Raw genomic sequence first — 21,514 nt, 5'->3', positions numbered from 1 at the left:
TATAGGGGCCGCGGCCCCAGCTTGCCAGTCCGCGTCAGAATTTGCGCGACATGAACATATAGTTTTCGCGGGGGCGAAAGCCTGCACGGTGGTAAAGCTTCTGCGCGATCTCGTTGCTACGCTCTACCTCAAGATGGATCGCGCGCAAACCGCCGCCCGCCAGCGCATTCGGGACGGCCAGCAATGCCTCTGTCGCGATGCCACGGCCCCGCACGCCGGGGCGCACGTAGATTTCATCGATGATCGCGTCCAGACCGCCGAACTCAACCGACCAGCCGAAGGTGATGATGATATAGCCGATGGGCGCACGGGCAGGGCCGATCAGATAGGCCACCCCATAGGGCGTGCCTTCGAGCAGAGGTGCCAGCCCGTTGCGGCGGTCGTCATCGGTCTGCTCGATCCCCGTCTCGGCGTGAAAGCTGCCCACGAGGGCAACGAGACGGTCCAGATGCTCTGGCTTGGCAAGGGTGAAGGCCGCGCTCATAGACGGGCCAGCCGTTCGGTCAGCAGGGCAAAGAAGCCATCAGAATCCAGATCGCCCATAAAGGTCGCATTGGGGGCGCGGTCGGTCACGCCCCACCAATCGGCGACGGTCATGCCCATGGTAAGCTCTGACTCTGTCTCGATCTCGACGTTGATGTGGCGGCCTTTGAACAGATCGGGGTTGATCAGATAGGCGGTAACGCAAGGGTCATGCAGCGGCGCGCCGTCAGAGCCGTATTTCTCTTTGTCGAACCGTTCGAAGAAATCGGTCATTTCCGCCACGGCGATGCCCACGGGCGTGCCAAGGGCGCGGAAAGCGTCGTTGCGCGCTTTGGTCACCAGCGCCTTATGGGTAACGTCCAGCGGCATGACAACGATTGGAGCGCCAGATTTGAACACGATATCAGCCGCTTGCGGGTCGACGTAGATGTTGAACTCCGCGGTTGGGGTGATGTTGCCCCCTTCGAAATAGCCGCCGCCCATCAGCACGATCTTGGCGATGCGATCGGCGATATCAGGTGCTTTTTGCAACGCGGTGGCGATATTGGTCAGCGGCCCCAGCGGGCATAGCGTGACGGTGCCCGGTGCGTTATCGCGCAGCGTGTCGATGATGAAATCCACCGCATGGCCTTCGGCCATCGGCATGGTAGGCTCGGGCAAATCGGGGCCGTCCAAACCGGTCTTGCCGTGCACATGCTCTGCCGTGACCAGCGCGCGGCCCAGCGGGCGGTCGCATCCGGCAAAGACTTTGACATCCCGTTTGCCTGCCAATTCGCACACGATCCGCGCGTTGCGCGAGGTGAGGTCCAGCGGCACATTGCCCGCGACGCAGGTGATCCCCAGAACATCAAGCTCTTCGGGGCTGGCCAAAGCGACAAGGATCGCTACGGCGTCATCCTGACCGGGGTCCGTGTCGATAATGATCTTGCGCGGTGTCATGGGCTCTCCTGTCTTGGCTGTGCCAGAGCCTTGCCGCAAGTGCCGCGACTTGTCCAGCAGGCACGGGCGGTCCTAGCTGCGTTCCGCCCGTTTTACATCCTCCCACAAGGCATCCATCTCGGCCAGATCACTATCCGAGGGGGATTTACCTCGTGCGGCCAACCGTGCCTCTACACCGTTGAAGCGGCGCATGAATTTGGCGTTGGCAGCGCGCAGGGCGGCTTCGGGTTCGACCCCAAGATGCCGGCCCAGATTGGCCATGACGAACATCAGGTCCCCGTATTCCTCGGTCACCTCGGCCTGGGTCAGCGTATCGCGCGCCTCGACCAGTTCGGTCGCTTCCTCGGTGATCTTGGCGATCACATCATCGACCTGCGGCCAGTCAAACCCGACACGGGCCGCCCGTTTTTGCAGCTTGTAGGCGCGCAGCAGCGCGGGCAGGCCAACGGCCACACCGTCAAGCGTTCCCCCCTGGGCCTTACCCGCGCGTTCTGCCGCCTTGATCTTTTCCCAATCCGCGGTCTGCTGTTCGGCTGATTTATCGCGGCTTTCATCGCCGAAAACATGCGGGTGCCGCGCGACCATCTTGTCCGAGATATTGCGCACCACCGTCTGAAAGCTGAACCGCCCGTCCTCTTCGCCTATGGCCGTGTGATACACGGTCTGGAGCAGCAGATCGCCCAACTCTCCCTCAAGCTCGGGCCAGTCGCGACGCTCGATCGCATCGGCGACTTCATACGCTTCTTCAATGGTATAGGGGGCAATGCTGTCGAAATCCTGTTCGATATCCCAAGGGCATCCGGTTTGCGGATCGCGCAGGCGGCGCATGATTTCCAGCAAGCGTTCGATCCCGGCGTCGCGATCGTGGATCAACGCATCATTTCTTGTCTCGGCCATTGCAGCCCCCATGTGTCTGATGTCAGATGCAACCTGACCAACATCCCCACAGGAGTCCAGTAATGCCCGTCGTGAACCGTATCGCGGATTATGCCCCCCAGATGACAGAATGGCGCAGATATCTGCACACGATCCCGGAACTGGGGAACGACTGCTTCAAGACCGCGGCTTTCGTGGCTGAACGTCTGCGCGAATTCGGCGTGGATGAGCTGCACGAAGGCTTTGCCACCACGGGCATCGTCGCCATTATCAACGGTCAGGCCGAGGGGCCGACCATCGGGCTGCGCGCCGATATGGATGCGCTGCCGATCCCCGAGGAAACCGGGCTGGACTATGCCAGCACCCACGCAGGCAAGATGCACGCCTGCGGGCACGACGGGCATACAACGATGCTGCTGGGGGCGGCGAAATATCTGGCGGCGACGCGCAATTTCGCGGGCCGCGTAGCGCTGATCTTCCAACCCGCTGAAGAAACCGGCGGCGGGGCCGAGGTGATGGTCGAGGAAGGGATCCTTGATCGCTTCGACATCGGCCAGGTCTATGCGCTGCACAATGCGCCCGGCTTCGAGAAAGGGGGCTTTTACACATCCCCCGGCGCGATGATGGCGGCGGTCGATGAGTTTCACATCCACATCAAGGGCTTGGGAGGTCATGGTGCCACACCGCATCTGACCCGCGATCCGGTCGTTGCCGCCTGTGGCATTGCGACGGCATTGCAGACCATCGTCAGCCGCAACCACTATGCGCAGGATGATCTTGTCGTCTCGGTCACACAGATCCACACGGGCACCACCGACAACGTGATCCCCGAAACGGCCTATATCAACGGCACTGTACGCAGCTTTGACAAAGAGGTGCAGGCCATGGTGATCCGCCGGATGGAGCAGATCGTCGCCGGGCAGGCCACCAGCTATGATGTCAGCGCGACACTTGAGTATGAAAAGGGCTATCCCGCCACGGTGAACACCCCGGAAGAGGCCGGATTTGCCGCCGCCGTTGCCTCCGAGATTGCGGGCGAGGACCGCGTGATTGCCGATAATGGCCGAGAGATGGGGGCCGAGGATTTCAGCTATATGCTGGAAAAACGCCCCGGTGCCTATTTGTTCATCGGGCAGGGTGATACCGCAGGGCTGCACCACGCCGCCTATAACTTCGACGATGAGATCGCGCCCGTGGGTGCATCCTTTTTTGCCCGCATCGTCGAGCGGGCCCAACCATTAGGAGCCAAGTAACATGGGTTTGGAAGACGCGAAAAATCAGGTTGATCAAGCCTTTACCCGCGATGATCTAAAAGGGCCGAGCTTCGAGAACGCCTTTGGCGGGGCCACGTCCTTTCTGCGGCGGCGCTATACCAAAGACCTGCGCGGCGTGGACATCGCCGTGACCGGCGTGCCCTTTGATCAGGCCGTAACCAACCGTACCGGCACCCGTCTGGGCCCGCGTGCGATCCGCGAGGCGTCTTCCTTGCAGCCCTACGACCCGCCCTATGGCTGGGATTTCGACGTGCTGAGCGAGTTTGCCATCGCCGACTATGGCGATCTGGCATTCGACTATGGTCACACAAGCCAGTTTCCTGCCGCGTTAACTAGCCATATCAAAGGGATACTGGACGCAGGTGCAGCAAGTGTGACCCTGGGCGGAGACCACTACATCAGTTTCCCGATCCTCAAGGCCTATGCCGAAAAATACGGTCCTATCAGTCTGTTACAGTTCGATGCGCATTCGGATACATGGCCCGACGATGATATGGACCGGATCGACCACGGCACCATGTTCTACAAGGCGGTGAAATCAGGCATCGTAGATCCGAAAACCTCGGTTCAGGTGGGCATCCGCACGACCAACCCCGATACGCTTGGCGTGACAACCATCGACGCGCGCGAGGTCCACGAGAAGGGGCCGCAGGCAGCCGTTGCCAAAATAAAACAAGTACTTGGCGACCGTCCTTGCTATCTTACATTCGATATCGATGCGCTTGATCCGGCCTTTGCGCCGGGCACAGGCACGCCGGTATGGGGCGGGCTTACGTCGGCGCAGGCGGCGATCATGATGCGGGATCTCGCGGGGATCAACATCGTGGGCGGCGACATCGTTGAAGTCTCTCCGCCTTTTGACACGACCGGTGCGACAGCGATCGCGGGCGCCCATGTGGCGACCGAGATCCTGTGCTTGCTGGGGTGGAATATGCGGCAGACCAAAGCCCGCGCATAACCACTGGCGGCACAGTTTGCGACGGCAGGACGCTCCGCGGGGAGTTTATTTGGCAAAATGAAGGTAAAGATAATGATGGCATTTTTCTGGATCGCACTGGCGATTTTCGTCGCTTTGCAGGCGTACATCCGCCTTGCACCCGCCCCCGCGGCCCGCTGGGAATTGGGCGCGGTCGACAAGGCCCCCGGCGATTACCCGTCGGAGGGGGGCTTTATGGCGGTGCGCGAGGTTGAAGGCGATGGCACAGCGTTCTTGAACCGGTTTGACGACGCGATGTTGTCATTGCCGCGCACTCAGCGGATCGAAAACAAAGCAGGTCAGGCGCTTTATGTCACACGCTCGGGCTTCTGGGGCTTTCCCGATTACACCAGCGTCGCGGTCACCCCCGTTGACGGGGCGGATCAGAGCCGCGCGGTGGTCTATGGGCGGCTGCGCTTTGGCCGGTCAGATATGGGTGTGAACGCCAAGCGTTTGAAGCGGGTTCTGGCCCAAGCCGGGGTCTAGGCGCTGTGCGAGGCCGGGGCAGGCCTCGCCGATATCGCGCCACATGGGCACATTCAGCGACATCTGGCATTGCGCGGCAAAGCGGCGACCGTTGACGTCGAGGCAGATCGTTTGCCCCAGCTCGACCCGCTGGCCGTCGCGGTCGGTGCAATAGCACTCCACCGTTTTGCGCCCCGAGGGCGCAGGCTCCGCCGCAAGCGACGGGGCAAGGCAGATCAGACTGAAAACCAGCGAAATGCGTTTCATAGGGGCATCATAGCACAGGCTGGGTCTTGACCATAGCCGCTTCATCAGCGACATCCAGCGGTATGATCCCCATGGACCGCCTTGCCCAAATCACCCAACGTTTCCAGTTTCTGGAGGCGTCTATGTCTGCTGGCTCTGACGGGGCGGATTTTGCCAAGCTGGCCAAGGAATACGCAGATCTGCGCCCCGTGGTCGAACAGATCGACGCCTATCGCCAGTTGCTCCAAGACATGGACGACGCCCGCGCCATGCTGAAAGACCCCGAGATGGCGGTGCTGGCCGAGGAAGAGCTGCCGCGCCTGAAGGCCGCCTTGCCGCAAGCGGAGGCTGATTTGCAGCTCGCGCTGCTGCCGCGGGACGAGGCCGATAAGAAACCTGCAATGCTGGAGATCCGCCCCGGGACCGGCGGGGATGAGGCGGCGCTTTTCGCCGCCGATCTGCTGCGCATGTATCAACGCTATGCCGAGGCGCGGGGCTGGAAGGTCGAGCTGATCGAACAACAGTTCACCGAGCTTGGCGGCGTCAAAGAGGTCGTGGCCCATATCAAGGGCGAGAATGTCTTTGCCCGTCTGAAATACGAATCCGGTGTGCACCGCGTGCAGCGTGTGCCCTCGACCGAAAGCGGCGGGCGCATCCATACCTCTGCCGCGACTGTCGCCGTTCTGCCAGAGGCAGAGGATGTGGATATTCACATCGACGCCAATGATCTGCGGATCGATACGATGCGCAGTTCAGGGGCGGGCGGGCAACACGTCAACACCACCGATTCTGCCGTGCGCATCACCCACCTGCCGACGGGGCTGGTGGTGACGTCTTCCGAGAAGTCGCAGCACCGCAACCGCGAGATTGCGATGCAGGTGCTGAAAGCACGGCTTTATGATATGGAGCGTCAGCGGGTGGACAGTGAACGATCGGCCAGCCGTGCGGCGCAGGTGGGGTCTGGGGACCGGTCTGAACGGATCCGGACCTATAACTTCCCGCAAGGGCGCCTGACCGACCACCGGATCAACCTCACCCTCTACCGGCTTGAAGCCGTGATGCAGGGCGATCTGGACGAGATTGTCGATGCGCTGACCGCGGATGCGCAGGCGCAGCTGCTGGCCGAGATGGGGCAGTGAGCGCGCCAACCGCCGCGCAAGCCATGGTCGCCGCCACAGCGCGATTGCGCGCAGCGGGCGTGCCTGACCCTGCACGGGATGCGCGGATCTTGCTGGCGCATGCGGCCTCGGTTGATGCGGCGCGGGTGACGTTGATCGCGCCCGAGGAAATCGCGCCGGATATTGCCGAACGGTATGAAAAGCTGATCGCCTTGCGGGCGGTGCGCGTGCCGGTCTCGCATCTGGTAGGGCAGCGGGCGTTTTACGGGCGCGACTTCAAGGTCAGCCGCGATGTGCTGGACCCGCGGCCAGAGACCGAATCCCTTATTGAACTGGCGCTGTCCGAGCCCTTTGAACGGGTGCTTGATCTGGGCACCGGATCGGGCTGTATTCTGGTGACGCTTCTGGCCGAACAGCAAGACGCACGCGGCCTGGGCCTTGATCTGTCCGAAGCTGCCTGTCTGCAGGCCAGCGCCAATGCGGTGTTGCACGGGGTACAGGCACGCGCGGAGGTCAAGCAATCGGATTGGTTCAGCGCGGCCGAGGGACGGTTCGATCTGATCGTCTCCAACCCGCCATATCTGGCACAAAGCGAGATGGCGGATGTTTCGCCCGAACTGCGCTTGCATGAACCCGAGATGGCATTGACCGACGGGCAGGACGGGTTGAGTGTGTACCGTATCATCGCGGCGCAGGCACAGGGATATCTGACGCCCACAGGCCGCGTTCTGGCAGAGATCGGCTGGCAACAGGGTGCCGATGTGAAAGCGATCTTTGAGGCAGCCGGTTGGGGCCGGGTGCGCATCTTGCCCGATCTGGGCGGGCGCGACCGTGTCCTTTGGGCCGATACGCCAGCATAAACACGCCAAAACTTGTCATTTCGCGGTGTTTTTCGCCAATTTCCACTTGCTCCAAATCATTTGCCGTGCTTATTCAAGGATGTTGCAGCGGTGGATGCCTTTTGGGCGGTCCCGCGCGGCGTTAAGCCCAACAGAGCGTAAAGCTAGCTTTTCAGGGACGCGACTGCGTCCGGCAGCTTATTCCGAAGCCCAGCATAACAAGGCTGAACTGATTACATGAAATCTTCCAGATCACGGTCCCGGTCCAAGAATAATCGCAACCGTCAGCCGCAAGGTGGCAACGTCGTTAACCGCGTTTTCGACAGTTCTGGCCCCGAAGGTAAGGTCCGCGGCACGCCGCAGCAGATTATCGAGAAATACAACCAGTTGGCGCGTGATGCCCAGCTGAGCAACGACCGCGTGGCGGCAGAGAACTTCCAGCAGCACGCCGAACATTACCTGCGGATGCTGTCCGAAGCACAACGCGAGATTGACCAGCGTCGCGATCAGCAAGAACGCGAGAACCGCGAACGTCAGGCAGAGCGGGACCGCGAGCGGGTAGAGCGTCAGGAACGCGAAGCCGCTCAAGCCGGTCAGAACACTGCGGATCAACCTGCCACGGAAGCAGATACGGGCGACAAATCCGACGCGTCCCAGCAGGACAACGCCAAGGGCGATGCCCCCAAGCGCCGCCGCAGCCGCAGCAACAACAACCAGAATGACAACGCCCCCAAGTCGGACAGCGCGCCCAAGTCGGATGGCGATGATACGCAAGACGGCAGTGCGGCAGAGGACAATCTGGTGGACACGCCCGAGAACAAGCCCAAGCCCCGACGCGCGCCGCGCCGCAAACCTGCCCCCAAGGCAGAGACGAACGAACCGGCCAAGGACAGCAGTGGCGACCAGCCCGAAGCGGCTGAGTAAACGCTTTGACATCGTAACAAAGGCCCCGCGATTGCGGGGCCTTTTGCGTTTCGGACGGTGTGTGTGTTGTGGTGACCTTAGCCGTTAGCCCTTGGCAATTTCGCGGGCCAGCGCGCAGAAGCCTTCCAGCGGCACCTGTTCGGCGCGCTCTGTCGGTTTCAATCCGGCCGCACGCAAACGATCCTCGATATCCGGTGCGGTTCCTTTGAGGGCAGAACGCAGCATTTTGCGCCGCTGATTAAAGGCGGCCGCCACAACGCGGTTCAACACATCAGGATCCGCCGGAAAGCGGGGTTCGGGCAGGGCCGTCAGATGCACCACAGCGGAGGAGACTTTGGGCGGCGGGGTAAACGCCTCGGGTGGGAGGTTCAGCACGATACGCGCATCGGCCCGCCACTGTGCAAGCAGCGCCAGACGGCCATAGGCCTTGGAGCCGGGCTTGGCCACGATCCGCTCGGCCACCTCGCGCTGGAACATCAACGTCAGGCTTTGCCAGAACGGTGGCCATTCCTGCGGGGTCAGCCAACGCACCAACAGCTCTGTCCCGACGTTATAGGGCAGGTTCGCCGCGATACGGATCGGTGGGGTCAGATGGGCCAGCGGGTCGATTTCAAGGGCGTCGCCTTCGATCACCGTCAGACGGTCGGGATAGGCCTCGGCGATCTCGGCCAAAGCGGGCAGGCAGCGTTTGTCTTTCTCGATCGCCAGCACGCGGCGCGCGCCTTCGGACAGCAACCCGCGCGTCAACCCCCCGGGGCCCGGCCCGATTTCAAGCACATCACATTCGGTCATATCACCCGCTTGTCGCGCGATCTTGGCAGTGAGGTTCAGGTCGAGCAGAAAGTTCTGGCCCAGCGATTTGCGCGCCTTCAGGTCATGGGTGTTGATCACCTCGCGCAGGGGCGGCAGGTTGTCGATTGTGCTCATTCTTGGACCTGTGAAACAGAAGGGTTCTGGGGGCGCGGGGTCATGATTGCGCCATGCGATAGGCCATGCGCAGCGCCTCGACCATGCTGGTGGGGTTGGCGATGCCCTGACCCGCGATGTCAAAGGCGGTGCCGTGATCGGGCGAGGTGCGGATGAACGGCAGACCGAGGGTCACATTGACGCCGCGGTCGAAATCCAGCGTCTTGATCGGGATCAGCGCCTGATCATGATACATGGCAATCGCCGCGTCATAGCGCGCCCGTGCGGCGGCGTGGAACATCGTATCGGCAGGGTGCGGGCCGCTCAGGTCATAGCCTTCGTCCTGCATCCGGGTGACCAGCGCCGTCATCCAATCTACTTCCTGACGGCCCATTGTCCCACCTTCGCCCGCATGGGGGTTCAGACCTGCGATGGCTATTCTAGGTACCTTGATCCCGAATTGAGAGCGAAGCCCCGCCGCCGTAATCTCTATCACGCGGCGCAGATGGGCGGGGGTCAGCACATTGGGGACCTGGTCCAGCGCGATATGGATTGTGGCCGGCACCACCCGCAGTTGGTCAGAGGCGAGCATCATCACCACATCGCTTCCCCCCGCCAGCGCGGCAAGGTACTCGGTGTGGCCCGGATAGGCGAAACCGGCCCCGTCTTTCAGCGCCTTTTTGTGAATGGGCGCGGTGGTCAGCGCAGATGCGGCCCCGCTGCGCACCAGGTCAACACCGCGCGCGATCACGTCGATTACCCCCTGCGCATTGGCGGGGTCCGGCTTGCCCGCGACCGCACCGGCGGCAAAGTCGTGGCGCAGCACGGGCAAAGCGTCATTGCCCGCGGCAAGCGCGTCCGACGGGCTGTCGATAATGCAATGGGGAATGTCTTGGGGCAGGTGGCGCGGATCACCGATCCAGGCGAGCGGCACTTCGCCTGCCAGCATCGCCCAGGCCCGTGCGGCGACCTCTGGCCCGATGCCAGAGGGTTCGCCGCAAGAGATCACAACCGGCTTGTCGGCCAAGCCCGTCTTGGCTTGGGTCATTTGCGAACGATGCGCGCGTCGGCCCGCAATTGCTCCAGCAGCTGTTCGGCATAGCCGGTCAGCCGTTCCTGACGCAGCGCATTGGTCACATCCTCGCGCGAGGCGGAGGCATTGGCGGCGGCGGTACGCCCACACATCATCAGCAGCATCAGCGTCTGACCATTGGCACGGGTCAGCGTGGTCGAAACCTCGCCCGTGTCGAGCTTGGACAGTTCAATCGCCACGTCCTGCGGGATGTCCGAAGGGGCTTTTTTCACACGCTCCAACACTTCGGCGGGCTGGCCTTTGGCGATGCCGTAAAGGTCATCGCAGGTATCGATGCGGCCACGGATCTGCGCCGCCTGAGCCAGCGCGGGTTCTGTGCGGCCACCGGGGATGTAATAGGCTGCGTATTCAATCTCGGCATAGGTCGGCGCGGCGACGCTGGTTTCCTCGATGTCGCGCAGTTGGAACAGCGCCACGGCGTTGGGGATCGGCAACGGGTCGGTAACTTCGCCCGGGGCGAGGTTCAGGATCAGTGGCTGCAGGCTTGGCGGCAGGTCCGTCAGGTTCTGCCACGGCAGCCGCCCGCCACGCCCGCGCGAGGCGGTCGCGGAATAGCGGCTGGCGTAGTTCGAAAACTCTGCCGTTGATTTGGATTGCGAGATTTGTTCGGCCAGCGCGTTCACCCGTGCGGCTTGCTGAGGCGGAGCGGGAATGATGATCTCGGACACGAGCACGCGCACACCGCTACCTTGTGTTTCGCCCAAAGCGCGGTTGATTTCAGCGTCGGTGATCTGCACGCGGCTGGCATAGCGGGCACGCACCAGTTCACGCCACCCGACCGAGTTTACGACAAAATCGCGAAACGTTTCGCGCGAGACGCCGGATTGACCAAGCGCCTGGGTAAATTCTTCGGTGCTCAGATCCGCGCGCGAGGCAAATTCGGCAAGGCTGTCTTCGATACCCTGCGGCGTCAGTTCGATGCCCGCTTCGGCCACGGCCTCGTTACGCAGGCGTTCGTCGATCAGCGAGGTCAGCGCCCCTTCGCGGGTCGCACCCGGTGCGTTCAACACTTCAAGAAAGCGCTGGCGCTGCTGGACTTCGAATTCGGTTACAACGGATTCATTCACCTTGGCGACGGGCGCAAAGAGGTTCTGCGCCGAAACGGGGGCGGCGGTCATCAGACCCAGCCCAAGGACGGCGATGCTTCGTGTCAGACGGTTCAGGTTCATCTTACTTATTTCCCACATGATCGCTCATATCTTTCTGTTCCGTTGGAGGCCGAGAAGCCCCGCAGGCCGATGTTAAACCCGATATCGGTAGAGGGCTCAACACTTGTTGAGGAGGTATAGCGGCGGCGCACCGAAAGGTCGACGCTCACACATTCATTATTGTAGGTCAGGCCAAGCCCAGCCGTCGCCGCCGTGCTGTTTTGCACGTCATAACGCACGTCGGCGCTGGCGGACCATTGCTTGTTGATGTCGTAGCTGCCGTCAAGCGACACCTCGGAAATCGCTTCGGTCCGGTCTTCGGCAGTATCCGCCTCAAGCCAGACATAGGTGCCTTCGACGGTGGTTTTGCCAAAGCTCCACCCGCCGCGCAGTTCCGCCTTGGAGATGTCGAAATCGGAGTCGACCAAGGTCCGCGCGGTCAGCGAAAGACCGGCGTTATTCTTGATCTGCCCCGCCAGCAGCACGTCAGAGCGCACGCCAGACAGGCCGGACGTATCGGTAAAGGCAGGGTCGCTGATGCTGCGGAACACCTGACCGACCGCGACATAGGTGTCCCAGCCATTGGGGTCAAAGCGCGACCAGTTCACCGCCACTGCCGCGGTTGTGCCGCGTTCGCGCCGGTCGGGGCGCGGAAAGCGCGAGAGCGACAGGATGTTGCCCTGATCGAATTCCACGCGCGTGCTTTCCTCGTTCGGAATGTCGAGCCTGCTGCCATCGGTCCACCCCAGCTGCACTACGGGCGTCAGCACCTGCGACGCACCACCAGCCTCGCGGCGTGCCATCGGGTAGCTTAGACCAACCGCTGCGAAAGGCGCGATGTCGCTGTGGTTCTGCGCAAAGGTATCGTCTTGGGTGATGTCAAAGAAATTGAACGTCGTGCCGACCTGCGCATCGGTGACCAAGCCGGAGCGATGGGTGAAGCGACGCAGATATTTAAGCGACCCGTTGATCCGCGATACATCGCGGCCAATCACATCCACATCAGAAGATCGCCAATGGCTATGCGCCTCCAGCCCGAACCGCAGCTCGCCCCCCCATGCCTTGGGGAAAAAGCGCCGTTCGAATTCGCCGTCGATCACGACTGTGGGCAGGGTGCTGTTCAACTCTCCTGGGCGCAGGGTTTCGAAGTTGTAAAGGCTGGTACGCACAAAGCTGTCGCGCCGCGCGCGTGAAAGTGTGAGGTCACTGCGCAAACGGTCCTCGTCCGAATAGCCGTATTCGGTAAAGTAAGAGCTGTCGCTGACGGCCTCGATCGTGAAGCTCAGCTTGTAGCCGCGCTCAAGCTCAAAGCTGCCTTCACCGAACAGATAGCCGCGGGTCTCATCTGGCAGCTGGTCATCGCGGGTATAGGCCCCGTCAAACTCGATATCACCATTGATGAACGCCTGCCGATAGCGGAATTCAAGCGTGCGGGTCGAGGACGACAGATAGGGCGTCAGCGTCAGGTCGCGACTTTCGCCCAAGGTGATGAAATAAGGCAGCTTCAGCCCCGTGCCCAACAGCGACGTGGTGCGAATGGATGGGGCCAGAAACCCGTCCGCGCGGTCCAGCGTCGGGTCGGGCAGCCGCAAACGGGGCAGGTAGAATACCGGCACCGACCGGATATGAAAAGTCGCATCATCGAAATACAGTTGCTGCGCCTCGGTATCATGCACCACGCGGCGCGCGCGGATCTGCCAGAGGGGCAGCTCGCCGTCATTGCAGGTTTTGCATGAGGTCACGGCGGTCTTGTACAGCTGGCTATAGCGCCCCTCGACACGGTCGATCTGGACGGCGGCCATCTGCACCTGCTGGTTCAGCACCATACGTGCGCCGCGCAGCAGACCGTTCTGCAACCCCTGATCCAGCTCTGCCGCATCAGCAAGAATGACGGTGCCATCACCGTCGTTCAGCACAATCGGCCCTTCGATCACCAAGGCACCGGTTTCGTCATTATAGCGGATCGCAGAGGCACGGATGCGGGTCGTGCCTTGAAACGCCTCTACGTTACCTTGGGCGACCAGTTCCCGGTCACGGGTGATGAACAGGTCATCGGCCACCAGAACGGCGGGGCGTTCGCTGTCTTGAGCGGCAGCGGGCAGACCAAGGGCGACAAGAAGGGTCAGGAGCAAACGGCGCATGTCAGCCATCCTCTGAATGAAGTAGAAGACCAAGCGCCAGAAGAATGGACGCGACAGGCGGTGCCCAAGCCGCAAGAAGAACCGGAATCTGCCCGTTCTCCCCCAGAATTTGCGCAAAACTGCGAATAAAATACAAGCCGAACCCCATCAGAACAGAGGCCAGCACCGCGACGCCCGTGCCTCCGAACCTCGTATGGCGCATGGTAAACGCGCTCGCAACCAGAACCATCGCAACCAGAAAGAACGGGCGCGCCAGTTCGGTCTGCAGCCAGACCTTGTGGCGGCGCGGGCTGAAGCCTGCCAGTTCAAGCTGCTTGATGTAATCGGGCAGATCATAGATCGAGACGGCACCGGGATCGGTGATACTATCGCGGATACGGTCGAGCGTCAGGGTCGAGGGCAGGGTGAGCGTGTCAAATGTCTCTGCCGCGCCTTCGGCGTTCACCCCCACTTCAAGCGGCCATGACTTCGCATCGGTTAGCGTCCAGATGCCATCTTCCAGCGCGGCGCTGTCCGCTTCGATCCGCCGTGCGGGACCGCCCTCGGGGGCGTAGCTGAGGAATGTGACATCATAAAGCACCGAGGCGTCCTTGTTTGACCGCCATGCGCGGATCACGGTCTGCCCCTCGTCACTGCCTTGGCGCAGCCACAGCCCTTCGTCGCTGACCGACAGGACAGAGGTCCCGCCCGCGCGAATGCTGTCGCTGAGTTGAATGTATCGTTTCGCGGTCGCCGCAACGATGGGGTTCAACATGCCCACAGCCATCACGCCAATGATGAACGCCACCCAGATCGGGGCCTGCAACGCGCTGAGCGCTGACCGGCCGGCGGCACGGGTCACCACCAGTTCTGACGAGCGTGCCAGCGACAAAAACAACACCACGGTCGCAAGGATCATGATCAGCGGCAGGATCAGGTTCATGGTTTCGGGCGTGTTTAACAACGTCATCCCGAAGAGGCGCAGCCAGCCGATATCGTAGCTGCTGAACCGGCGCGCCTGATCGACCATATCCACCAACACGAGCAGAGAGAACAGCACAGCGGAAATGAGGATAAACCCCATAATAAAGCGGCGCGCGAAATAGAGATGCAGGATCATGCGACGCCCCTTTGCTTGCCCATCCGTTTGGTCCAGCCCGGATGGGCCGTTTGCCAGATCATCCCGATCACAATCACAGCGCCAATCAGGCTGGGCAGGAACAGCAGCGGCCACCGGCTGGCGTCGTCGCGCACCGTTTCGACCAAAGTGCCGCGCAACCCGTCAATCGCGATGAGAAGACCAAATGCGATCACGATCTCGCGCCAGACCCCGAAGCGCGAAAACCCTCCGAGCACCAGTGTCGCATAGCCGATCATCGCAGCGATCATACAAAACGCCGCCGAGGCAAAGCGCGCCGTCAGCTCTTCTGCGATCTCGCCCGCGCTGGATTTGGTGACCGTCTCAAGCTGATCCCACTGGGCAAACATCTCTGCCGTGGTCATGGCGTCGATGGATTGGGTGCGGGGTTTGTCGCTGCTCACCAATGCCGAGATATCGAACGAGAAATCGCGGAACTTGGCGGTCGACAGGCGTTTGCCGGCCATCTCAAGCCGTTGCGCCATGCCATCGACCATGATCAGCGTCGTACCATCGCCATTGCGGATCAGATAGGCTTCGGACGCGGTATAGATCACGCCTTCGTCGGGGTTGCGCCGGTCCGACAGGAACACATCACGCAACACCCCGTCGGCGTCGATCACGCGGGTATAGAACGTGACCTTAGAGGTCGGATGCAGGAATGTGCCTTCGGTCAGCAGCCGTGCGGTGACATTCTGCGAAATCTCGGCCTCGCGTTCAGACAGCTGTCCGTTGGACAGGGGCAACAGCAGATGGGTCAGCACCGACATCATGATCGCGACGCATAGGCCATAGACGAACACGGGCCGCGCCAGACGCCAAGGGCTGGTGCCCGTTGCCTGCAGCACCGTCAGCTCGGATTCGCTGGTCATCCGGTTGATCACATAGACCGATCCCGCAAAGGTCGCGATCGGCAGGACTGTGGTGATCAGCTTGGGCAGCCCCAGCACGGTAAATTCAAGGAACACCAGTGCCGTCTGGCCGTCGCCAATCAGCCGGTCAAACAGCACCACGGCGCGGTTGATCCAGAAAATCGCCACCAGGATCAACGCAAAGAAACTGAACAAAATCAGGAACTGGGACAACATATAGCGGTCGAACTTGGCCAATCTGCATCCCTTGGGTATCAACACGGGTGAACTTTCGCCCGACGATAAAGTAAATTTCCGCCCACGAAAACTGCTATCTGGCCTTAACGGCGCACGCAGGATACGTCTAAGCGAAATTCAGACAAAAGGGGTTCACCTGATGACCGCATTGACGCCAATGACATTTACCGAAACCGATATTGACCAGATCGCAGGTCACACGGGCCGTGTGGCTGTGACTGTGGGCGCGGATGGCAAGCTCAACCCCTCCGCGCGGCGCATCAACAAGCTGACCAAGGGCGCGCTGGAACGTCTGGTGGCCAGCGACAGCTTCACGAAATTGTCAGCGGGCGATGCGGTCAGCCTCGGTTTTCCCACCGGCATGGCGGCCGAAGCCGTGGATGTGGTGCAATTGGCGAATAACGCCGATCAGGAAGCCCTGCGCGCAGCCGGTGCGGCGCTTGCGAAACGGCGCGGCGATGCGGATCTGCTGGTGTTGACGGGCGGTTTGCGCAAAGCGGCCGAGCTTTGCTTTGGACTGGCCATGCGCGACTACACGTTCGAGGATCGCAAAAGCAACGGCAAGCCACGCAAGGGGCAGGTCGTGATCATGAATTCCAAACCCGAAGAGGTCGAAGCCGCCGCTGCCCCCCTGCTGGCCATCGCCGACGGTGCCTTTATGACCCGCGACCTGACGAACGAGCCCGCGAATATCCTGACCACCACCGAATTCGCCGACCGTCTGGCCGAAATGGAGTCAATCGGCCTTGAGGTCGAAGTGCTGGACGAAGCCAAGCTGGAAGAGCTGGGGATGCGCACCTTGCTCAGCGTCGGGCAGGGGTCGGCCAGCCCGTCCTACGTCGTGGTGATGAAATGGAACGGCGGCGAGAAAGATGCGGCCCCGCTGGCGTTGGTCGGCAAGGGCGTAGTGTTCGACACCGGCGGTATCAGCCTGAAACCGGGAGCGGGCATGGAAGACATGACCATGGATATGGGCGGCGCGGGCGTTGTCTCGGGCGTGATGCGCAGTCTTGCCCTGCGTAAGGCCAAGGCCAATGTCGTCGGGCTGGTCGGCATCGTAGAGAACATGCCATCCAGCACGGCAACCCGCCCCGGTGACGTGATCAAGACGATGAAGGGCGACACGGTCGAGGTGATCAATACCGACGCCGAAGGCCGTTTGGTGCTTTGTGATGTGCTCTGGTATGCGCAAGAACGGTTCAACCCCGCGGGCGTGATCGATTTGGCGACGCTGACCGGCGCGATTATCATCGGCCTGGGTCATGACAATGCGGGGGTTTTCTCGAACGACGATACGCTGTGCAACGCCTTCCTCAAGGCTGCGCAAACCGAGGGCGAAGGCGCATGGCGGATGCCCTTGGGCGCGGGGTATGACAAGCTGCTGAAAAGCCGCATCGCCGACATGAAAAACATCGGCGGGCGGCCTGCCGGGTCGATCACGGCGGCGCAATTCCTGCAACGGTTCATCAAGGACGGCACGCCTTGGATTCACCTTGATATCGCCGGTGTGGCCTCCGTCAAATCCGAGACGGCGCTGGCGCCCGTCGGGGCCACGGGCTGGGGCGTTGCCGCGTTGAACCGATTGATTTCAAACTTCTACGAGACAGAGTAAACCTGATGGGTGCCGCGTATTTCTACCATCTGACCCAGCGACCGCTGGTCGAAACGCTGACCATGCTTTTGGGCAAGGCCCAAGGCGCGGGCTGGCGTGTGGCGGTACGCGGCACCGATCAATCCTTGCTGGAACAGCTTGACGTCGCCCTGTGGCGCGGGCCCGAGGATGGCTTTCTGCCCCATGGACTGGCCGGTGGCCCCCATGATGCCGAACAGCCGGTGTTGCTGACCACGGACACCCACGCGCCGAATAACGCAAGCTGCGTGTTCTCGATCCATGGCGCGGCTGTGTCGGCACAGGAAGTCGCGGCCTTGGATCGGGTGTGCATCCTGTTCGACGGGCTGGACGACCACGCCTTGAACGTCGCGCGGGACCAGTGGAAATCGCTGAAAGCCGCAGGAGCCTCTGCGCAATACTGGTCCGAGGAATCGGGCCGGTGGGAGAAAAAGGCAGAGACCTGAGGGCGTTACGCCACGCTTTACCGGGTGAGGATCAACTCTCCGTTGGTGATCTCGATCCGGCCCCAGCGTTGCAGATAGCCCATCCCAAGCAAGGATTGCCGCATCTCGCCTTCGTTCACGACCGCGGGCACATCGGTATCGCGCACCCCGCCCAGTTCAACCTCGTCCAGCCGCACATAGGCGGTGCGCACTTCGCCGTTGGCGGTGCTGGCACGGCCCAGATAGTTCAGGCTATCGGGCGAAAGCCCTGCGGCTTCGGCATCCGCGCGGGTCAGCACCATATCCGTCGCGCCGGTGTCCACCACAAAGCGGAGCGGCGTGCCATTGATCGTCGCCGTCAGATAATAATGCCCGTCGCGGGCGCGTGGCAGGGTGACGCTGCCGGTGCTGGCCTCATAGGCTTGGCGCGGGATGTCGCCTTGTCGGTTGATATCCTCCCACAGGCCATAGCCCGCGGCGACACCGGTAAAGATCATGGCCCAGACCGCGACCTGTTGCAGCGTCTTGTTCCAGCCCTGACGGCTTTGCATGAAGAACCAGCCCGCGACCATCGCCATGAGCACGATCAGATAGATCAAACGTCCTGTTTCAATGTCCGGCATCGTATATCCTTTGGCAATCTTCCAAAGATATGGGGGCAGGGCGTGGAAAAGTCAGCCCGGACCCGGCCCGAAACCGAAAGCGCTAAGCCCGTCGAGCACAAATTGCACCGACAGCGCGGCAAGCAGCATACCCAAAAGCCGCGTGATCACATTGATCCCGACCTTGCCCAAAGCGTTTTCAAGGTAGCCGCTGGCCTGCATCGTGATGCCCATGATGATCAGGACGGCAAAAGTGATCGCGACGACGGTCACCAGCCCTTCAAGGCCCGGTTTCTCGCCCGTCAGCAGGATCACCGACGCGATAGAGCCGGGGCCCGCGATCAAGGGAATGGCCAGCGGAAATACCGATGGGTCGTCGTGATCGTCATCCGCCTCGGCATGGCCTTCGCGGCGTTTTGTGCGGCGGTCGAACAACATATCAAGCGCGGTCAGAAACAGCAGCACGCCCCCCGCGACACGGAAGGCGGGCATGGAGATCCCGATAAAGCCAAGCACAGCCTCGCCAAACGCGGCAAAGACCAGCAGCAGCAGCCCCGCGATGACCACAGACCGCCACGCAATCAACCGGCGCTGGCGCGGGGTCATGCCGGGGGTCAGGGCCAGAAACATCGGGCCGATCGCAAAGGGGTCAATGATCACGATCATTGTCGCGAACGCGGTGATCATGAATGCCAGATCAAGTGCCATCATAAAACGTCACCGGGGCCAGCCCCGTCCTTATCCCTTGCGCCGCGCTGGCATTACGCCGACGCGGTTTCCAGTTTTTCCAACGCGCCCATCCAGATCGCTTCCGCCCGTTCAAGCGCGGCCATGACTTCGGCGTATTTCTTGTTCCAGACCTCAAGTTCGCCGACTTTGTCCTTTTCGTAAAGGGCAGGGTCCGCGAGCTTTTTCGCAAGCTTGTCGCGCATGTCGTTGATCTTGGTCACCCGCGCCTCGGCCGTGCGCACTTCGGCACGCAGGGCAAGGATGTCTTCGCGGTTGGCGCGTTTGGGTTTTGGCGCTTCCTTGACCGGTTTGGGGTTCTTGCTGACGGGCTTTTCCACGGTCAACAGCATCTTGCGATAGGCTTCGAGGTCATCCTCATAGGGTTTGACCGTGCCGTTCGACACCAGCCACAGACGGTCCGCGACCATCGACAAAAGGTGCATATCGTGGCTGACAAGGATCACAGCACCGGAATAGCGCGTCAACGCCTCGACCAGCGCTTCGCGCGATTCGATATCAAGGTGGTTGGTCGGCTCATCGAGGATCAGCAGATGCGGTGCGTCCAATGTGGCGAGCAGCAGTGACAGACGCGCCTTTTGCCCCCCCGACAAACGCCCCACTTCTGTATCGGCCTGATCCGGCCCCAGACCGAACCCCGCCAGCTGTGCGCGCAGCTTGGATTGCATCACACCGGGGCGCGCGCTGATCATATGCTGCAGCGGCGTTTCATGGACGATCAATTCATCCACCTGATGCTGTGCAAAGAACCCGATGCGCAGCTTGCTGGAGTTGATCGCCTTGCCCTCGAACAACACCAAACGGTTGGAGAGCAGCTTTGACAGGGTAGATTTACCCTGACCGTTTTTGCCCAACAGCGCGATGCGGTCGTCTTGGTCGATCCGCAGGTTCAGGCGCGACAGGACGGGCTGGCCCTCGGTATAGCCGGTCGATCCGCCTTCGATACTGATGATGGGTGGCGAAAGCTCATCGGGCTGCGGGAAGGTAAAGACCTTGCGCGCGGCTTCCTCCGGCGGCGTGATTGTCACCATCTTCTCGATGGCCTTCATCCGCGACTGCGCCTGTTTCGCCTTGGACGCCTTGGCCTTAAAGCGGTCCACAAAGGCCTGCATATGCGCCTTATGCGCTTGCTGCTTTTTCGCCTGCGCTGTCAGCTGCGCGCGCTTTTCGGCCCGCATTTTCGCGAATTGGTCGTAATTACCTTGATAATACGTGAGCTTACGGTCTTCGAGGTGCAGGATACCACCGACGGCACGGTTCAACAGACCACGGTCGTGGCTGATGATGATCACCGTATGCGGGTATTTCGACAGGTAGTTTTCCAGCCACAACGCGCCTTCAAGATCAAGGTAGTTGGTCGGTTCATCCAACAGCAGCAAATCCGGCTGCGCGAACAGAACGCCCGCCAGCGCCACGCGCATCCGCCAACCGCCCGAATAGGCCGAACAGGGCTGCTGCTGATCATGGTCATCAAAGCCGAGCCCCTTGAGGATCGCGGCGGCACGGCCTTCGGCGGACCAGGCGTCGATATCAGCAAGGCGGGTCTGCACCTCGGCGATGCGCGCGGGATCATCCGTTGTCTCTGCCTCGTGCATCAAGGCGGCGCGTTCGACATCGGCGGCCAGCACCGTATCGATCAGCGACACGTCAGAGGACGGGACCTCTTGGGCGATGCCCCCGATCTTGGCGCGCGAGGGCAGGCTGATGTCGCCCGCGTCCAGCGACAGCTCTCCGCGAATGATTTTGAACAGTGTGGTTTTACCCGCACCGTTTTGTCCGACCAGACCCACTTTGTGGCCTTCGGGGATGACCGCGCTGGCTTCCTCGAACAAGGGACGGCCTTCGACGGAATAGTTGATTTCTGAAATGCTTAACATGGACGCGGTGTGAACCATGTCTGGCCCCGCGTCAATCGCGGCTTTTCACGGGGCATGACCCATGCTAGGGAGCGGCCAAATCAACCCCACCTAGGAGAGCTATCATGGCCCTTGAGCGCACATTCTCGATCATCAAACCAGACGCAACGCGCCGCAACCTGACCGGCAAAATCAACGCCAAATTCGAAGAAGCCGGCCTGCGCATCGTCGCACAAAAGCGTATTCACATGACAAAGGCACAAGCCGGCGTTTTCTATGCCGTACACGCCGAACGTCCTTTCTATGACGAACTGTGTGAATTCATGGCGTCCGAGCCTGTTGTTGTTCAGGTTCTCGAAGGCGAAGGTGCCATCGCGAAAAACCGCGAAGTGATGGGCGCAACCAACCCAGCAGACGCAGCCGAAGGCACGATCCGCGCAGAATTCGCCGAATCTGTTGGCGAAAACTCCGTTCACGGGTCTGACGCGCCTGAAACAGCCGCCGTCGAAATCGCGTATTTCTTCTCCGGTCTGGAACTGGTTGGCTAAGCCTTCACAGGTTTGGACAGATGAAAGGGGTCGCAGGCAACTGCGGCCCTTT

22 protein-coding genes are annotated in these 21,514 nt (G+C 61.4%); 9 read left to right on the top strand and 13 right to left on the bottom strand.

Features of this window, described 5'->3' with window-relative positions:
- Nucleotides 1–34: 34 nt before the first annotated feature.
- From IV89_RS08905 to mazG, 3 genes are all read right to left on the bottom strand, one after another.
- A complete protein-coding gene (locus tag IV89_RS08905; RefSeq protein WP_005853523.1) occupies nucleotides 35–484 on the bottom strand; it encodes a GNAT family N-acetyltransferase in 450 nt (149 codons plus the stop codon).
- Nucleotides 481–1,422 carry a nucleoside hydrolase gene (locus IV89_RS08900; protein WP_009824603.1) on the bottom strand — a complete coding sequence of 314 codons (942 nt, stop codon included), beginning with the start codon at nucleotides 1,420–1,422 and terminating at the stop codon, nucleotides 481–483. The genes IV89_RS08905 and IV89_RS08900 overlap by 4 nt, the downstream gene beginning before the upstream one ends.
- Nucleotides 1,423–1,494: 72 nt before the next feature.
- Nucleotides 1,495–2,319, bottom strand: a complete 825-nt coding sequence (gene mazG / locus IV89_RS08895) for a nucleoside triphosphate pyrophosphohydrolase (RefSeq protein WP_037944269.1) — start codon at nucleotides 2,317–2,319, stop codon at nucleotides 1,495–1,497.
- Nucleotides 2,320–2,381: 62 nt separating this feature from the next.
- Here mazG and IV89_RS08890 point away from each other — a divergent pair, with 62 nt between their 5' ends.
- From IV89_RS08890 to IV89_RS08880, 3 genes are all read left to right on the top strand, one after another.
- Nucleotides 2,382–3,551 (top strand): M20 aminoacylase family protein, encoded by a 1,170-nt coding sequence (locus IV89_RS08890; RefSeq protein WP_037944270.1) that lies wholly within the window; start codon nucleotides 2,382–2,384, stop codon nucleotides 3,549–3,551.
- A gap of 1 nt (nucleotide 3,552) precedes the next feature.
- Nucleotides 3,553–4,530 carry an agmatinase gene (gene speB, locus IV89_RS08885; RefSeq protein WP_037944271.1) on the top strand — a complete coding sequence of 326 codons (978 nt, stop codon included), beginning with the start codon at nucleotides 3,553–3,555 and terminating at the stop codon, nucleotides 4,528–4,530.
- 72 nt (nucleotides 4,531–4,602) lie between these two features.
- On the top strand, nucleotides 4,603–5,034 hold the full coding sequence (locus IV89_RS08880; RefSeq protein WP_037944272.1) for a DUF1499 domain-containing protein: 432 nt from the start codon (nucleotides 4,603–4,605) through the stop codon (nucleotides 5,032–5,034).
- On the opposite strand, the gene IV89_RS08875 is transcribed toward IV89_RS08880, so the two are convergent.
- A complete protein-coding gene (locus tag IV89_RS08875; protein WP_081858789.1) occupies nucleotides 4,975–5,280 on the bottom strand; it encodes a hypothetical protein in 306 nt (101 codons plus the stop codon). The genes IV89_RS08880 and IV89_RS08875 overlap by 60 nt on opposite strands.
- A 62-nt stretch (nucleotides 5,281–5,342) precedes the next feature.
- On the opposite strand from IV89_RS08875, the gene prfA reads away from it, so the two are divergent.
- From prfA to IV89_RS08860, 3 genes are all read left to right on the top strand, one after another.
- Complete coding sequence (prfA, locus tag IV89_RS08870; RefSeq protein ID WP_037944273.1) at nucleotides 5,343–6,398, top strand: peptide chain release factor 1; 1,056 nt, start codon at nucleotides 5,343–5,345, stop codon at nucleotides 6,396–6,398.
- Nucleotides 6,395–7,237, top strand: coding sequence for a peptide chain release factor N(5)-glutamine methyltransferase (gene prmC, locus IV89_RS08865; protein WP_037944274.1), 843 nt, complete (start codon nucleotides 6,395–6,397; stop codon nucleotides 7,235–7,237). The genes prfA and prmC overlap by 4 nt, the downstream gene beginning before the upstream one ends.
- A 216-nt stretch (nucleotides 7,238–7,453) precedes the next feature.
- Nucleotides 7,454–8,140: a DUF4167 domain-containing protein gene (locus IV89_RS08860; RefSeq protein WP_037944275.1), complete on the top strand. Its 687-nt coding sequence runs from the start codon at nucleotides 7,454–7,456 to the stop codon at nucleotides 8,138–8,140.
- Nucleotides 8,141–8,224: 84 nt separating this feature from the next.
- Here the strand turns inward: IV89_RS08860 and rsmA are convergent, their stop codons facing one another.
- From rsmA to lptF, 6 genes are read right to left on the bottom strand one after another with little or no spacing between them, the layout of a single operon-like run.
- Nucleotides 8,225–9,067, bottom strand: a complete 843-nt coding sequence (gene rsmA / locus IV89_RS08855; RefSeq protein ID WP_009824612.1) for a 16S rRNA (adenine(1518)-N(6)/adenine(1519)-N(6))-dimethyltransferase RsmA — start codon at nucleotides 9,065–9,067, stop codon at nucleotides 8,225–8,227.
- A gap of 40 nt (nucleotides 9,068–9,107) precedes the next feature.
- Entirely contained in the window at nucleotides 9,108–10,094 is a 987-nt protein-coding gene (gene pdxA / locus IV89_RS08850; RefSeq protein ID WP_037944276.1) for a 4-hydroxythreonine-4-phosphate dehydrogenase PdxA, read from the bottom strand.
- On the bottom strand, nucleotides 10,091–11,308 hold the full coding sequence (locus IV89_RS08845) for a peptidylprolyl isomerase (protein ID WP_037944277.1): 1,218 nt from the start codon (nucleotides 11,306–11,308) through the stop codon (nucleotides 10,091–10,093). Before IV89_RS08845 ends, pdxA begins: the two co-directional genes overlap by 4 nt.
- 5 nt (nucleotides 11,309–11,313) lie before the next feature.
- Nucleotides 11,314–13,428 carry an LPS assembly protein LptD gene (lptD, locus tag IV89_RS08840; protein ID WP_037944278.1) on the bottom strand — a complete coding sequence of 705 codons (2,115 nt, stop codon included), beginning with the start codon at nucleotides 13,426–13,428 and terminating at the stop codon, nucleotides 11,314–11,316.
- 1 nt (nucleotide 13,429) lies between these two features.
- A complete protein-coding gene (gene lptG, locus IV89_RS08835; RefSeq protein ID WP_037944279.1) occupies nucleotides 13,430–14,527 on the bottom strand; it encodes an LPS export ABC transporter permease LptG in 1,098 nt (365 codons plus the stop codon).
- The gene (lptF, locus tag IV89_RS08830; protein WP_037944280.1) at nucleotides 14,524–15,654 is read right to left on the bottom strand and encodes an LPS export ABC transporter permease LptF; all 1,131 of its coding nucleotides are present in this window, start codon (nucleotides 15,652–15,654) and stop codon (nucleotides 14,524–14,526) included. The genes lptG and lptF overlap by 4 nt, the downstream gene beginning before the upstream one ends.
- Before the next feature lie 139 nt (nucleotides 15,655–15,793).
- On the opposite strand from lptF, the gene IV89_RS08825 reads away from it, so the two are divergent.
- Nucleotides 15,794–17,266 carry a leucyl aminopeptidase gene (locus tag IV89_RS08825; protein WP_037944281.1) on the top strand — a complete coding sequence of 491 codons (1,473 nt, stop codon included), beginning with the start codon at nucleotides 15,794–15,796 and terminating at the stop codon, nucleotides 17,264–17,266.
- Between the two features lie 5 nt (nucleotides 17,267–17,271).
- On the top strand, nucleotides 17,272–17,730 hold the full coding sequence (locus tag IV89_RS08820) for a DNA polymerase III subunit chi (protein WP_009824619.1): 459 nt from the start codon (nucleotides 17,272–17,274) through the stop codon (nucleotides 17,728–17,730).
- Nucleotides 17,731–17,747: 17 nt separating this feature from the next.
- On the opposite strand, the gene IV89_RS08815 is transcribed toward IV89_RS08820, so the two are convergent.
- The 3 genes from IV89_RS08815 to IV89_RS08805 are packed head-to-tail and all read right to left on the bottom strand — an operon-like array spanning nucleotide 17,748 to nucleotide 20,935.
- Nucleotides 17,748–18,332, bottom strand: a complete 585-nt coding sequence (locus tag IV89_RS08815; RefSeq protein ID WP_037944283.1) for a TIGR02281 family clan AA aspartic protease — start codon at nucleotides 18,330–18,332, stop codon at nucleotides 17,748–17,750.
- 51 nt (nucleotides 18,333–18,383) lie between these two features.
- Complete coding sequence (locus IV89_RS08810; protein WP_009824621.1) at nucleotides 18,384–19,019, bottom strand: MarC family protein; 636 nt, start codon at nucleotides 19,017–19,019, stop codon at nucleotides 18,384–18,386.
- Between the two features lie 53 nt (nucleotides 19,020–19,072).
- Nucleotides 19,073–20,935: an ABC-F family ATP-binding cassette domain-containing protein gene (locus IV89_RS08805; protein WP_037945024.1), complete on the bottom strand. Its 1,863-nt coding sequence runs from the start codon at nucleotides 20,933–20,935 to the stop codon at nucleotides 19,073–19,075.
- A gap of 104 nt (nucleotides 20,936–21,039) precedes the next feature.
- Between IV89_RS08805 and ndk the strand changes: the two genes are divergently transcribed.
- The gene (gene ndk / locus IV89_RS08800; RefSeq protein WP_005853549.1) at nucleotides 21,040–21,462 is read left to right on the top strand and encodes a nucleoside-diphosphate kinase; all 423 of its coding nucleotides are present in this window, start codon (nucleotides 21,040–21,042) and stop codon (nucleotides 21,460–21,462) included.
- Nucleotides 21,463–21,514: the final 52 nt, after the last annotated feature.

The sequence above is a fragment of the Sulfitobacter sp. CB2047 genome (assembly GCF_000735125.2).
Classification (GTDB): domain Bacteria; phylum Pseudomonadota; class Alphaproteobacteria; order Rhodobacterales; family Rhodobacteraceae; genus Sulfitobacter; species Sulfitobacter pontiacus.
This window is presented reverse-complemented; position numbering and strand designations above follow the sequence as displayed.

Coding starts and splice junctions, on each gene's coding strand:
- IV89_RS08905 (WP_005853523.1), bottom strand. CDS start 484: ATGAGCGCGGCCTTCACCCTTGCCAAGCCAGAGCATCTGGACCGTCTC.
- IV89_RS08900 (WP_009824603.1), bottom strand. CDS start 1,422: ATGACACCGCGCAAGATCATTATCGACACGGACCCCGGTCAGGATGAC.
- mazG (WP_037944269.1), bottom strand. CDS start 2,319: ATGGCCGAGACAAGAAATGATGCGTTGATCCACGATCGCGACGCCGGG.
- IV89_RS08890 (WP_037944270.1), top strand. CDS start 2,382: ATGCCCGTCGTGAACCGTATCGCGGATTATGCCCCCCAGATGACAGAA.
- speB (WP_037944271.1), top strand. CDS start 3,553: ATGGGTTTGGAAGACGCGAAAAATCAGGTTGATCAAGCCTTTACCCGC.
- IV89_RS08880 (WP_037944272.1), top strand. CDS start 4,603: ATGATGGCATTTTTCTGGATCGCACTGGCGATTTTCGTCGCTTTGCAG.
- IV89_RS08875 (WP_081858789.1), bottom strand. CDS start 5,280: ATGAAACGCATTTCGCTGGTTTTCAGTCTGATCTGCCTTGCCCCGTCG.
- prfA (WP_037944273.1), top strand. CDS start 5,343: ATGATCCCCATGGACCGCCTTGCCCAAATCACCCAACGTTTCCAGTTT.
- IV89_RS08860 (WP_037944275.1), top strand. CDS start 7,454: ATGAAATCTTCCAGATCACGGTCCCGGTCCAAGAATAATCGCAACCGT.
- rsmA (WP_009824612.1), bottom strand. CDS start 9,067: ATGAGCACAATCGACAACCTGCCGCCCCTGCGCGAGGTGATCAACACC.
- pdxA (WP_037944276.1), bottom strand. CDS start 10,094: ATGACCCAAGCCAAGACGGGCTTGGCCGACAAGCCGGTTGTGATCTCT.
- IV89_RS08845 (WP_037944277.1), bottom strand. CDS start 11,308: ATGAACCTGAACCGTCTGACACGAAGCATCGCCGTCCTTGGGCTGGGT.
- lptD (WP_037944278.1), bottom strand. CDS start 13,428: ATGCGCCGTTTGCTCCTGACCCTTCTTGTCGCCCTTGGTCTGCCCGCT.
- lptG (WP_037944279.1), bottom strand. CDS start 14,527: ATGATCCTGCATCTCTATTTCGCGCGCCGCTTTATTATGGGGTTTATC.
- IV89_RS08825 (WP_037944281.1), top strand. CDS start 15,794: ATGACCGCATTGACGCCAATGACATTTACCGAAACCGATATTGACCAG.
- IV89_RS08820 (WP_009824619.1), top strand. CDS start 17,272: ATGGGTGCCGCGTATTTCTACCATCTGACCCAGCGACCGCTGGTCGAA.
- IV89_RS08815 (WP_037944283.1), bottom strand. CDS start 18,332: ATGCCGGACATTGAAACAGGACGTTTGATCTATCTGATCGTGCTCATG.
- IV89_RS08810 (WP_009824621.1), bottom strand. CDS start 19,019: ATGGCACTTGATCTGGCATTCATGATCACCGCGTTCGCGACAATGATC.
- IV89_RS08805 (WP_037945024.1), bottom strand. CDS start 20,935: ATGTTAAGCATTTCAGAAATCAACTATTCCGTCGAAGGCCGTCCCTTG.
- ndk (WP_005853549.1), top strand. CDS start 21,040: ATGGCCCTTGAGCGCACATTCTCGATCATCAAACCAGACGCAACGCGC.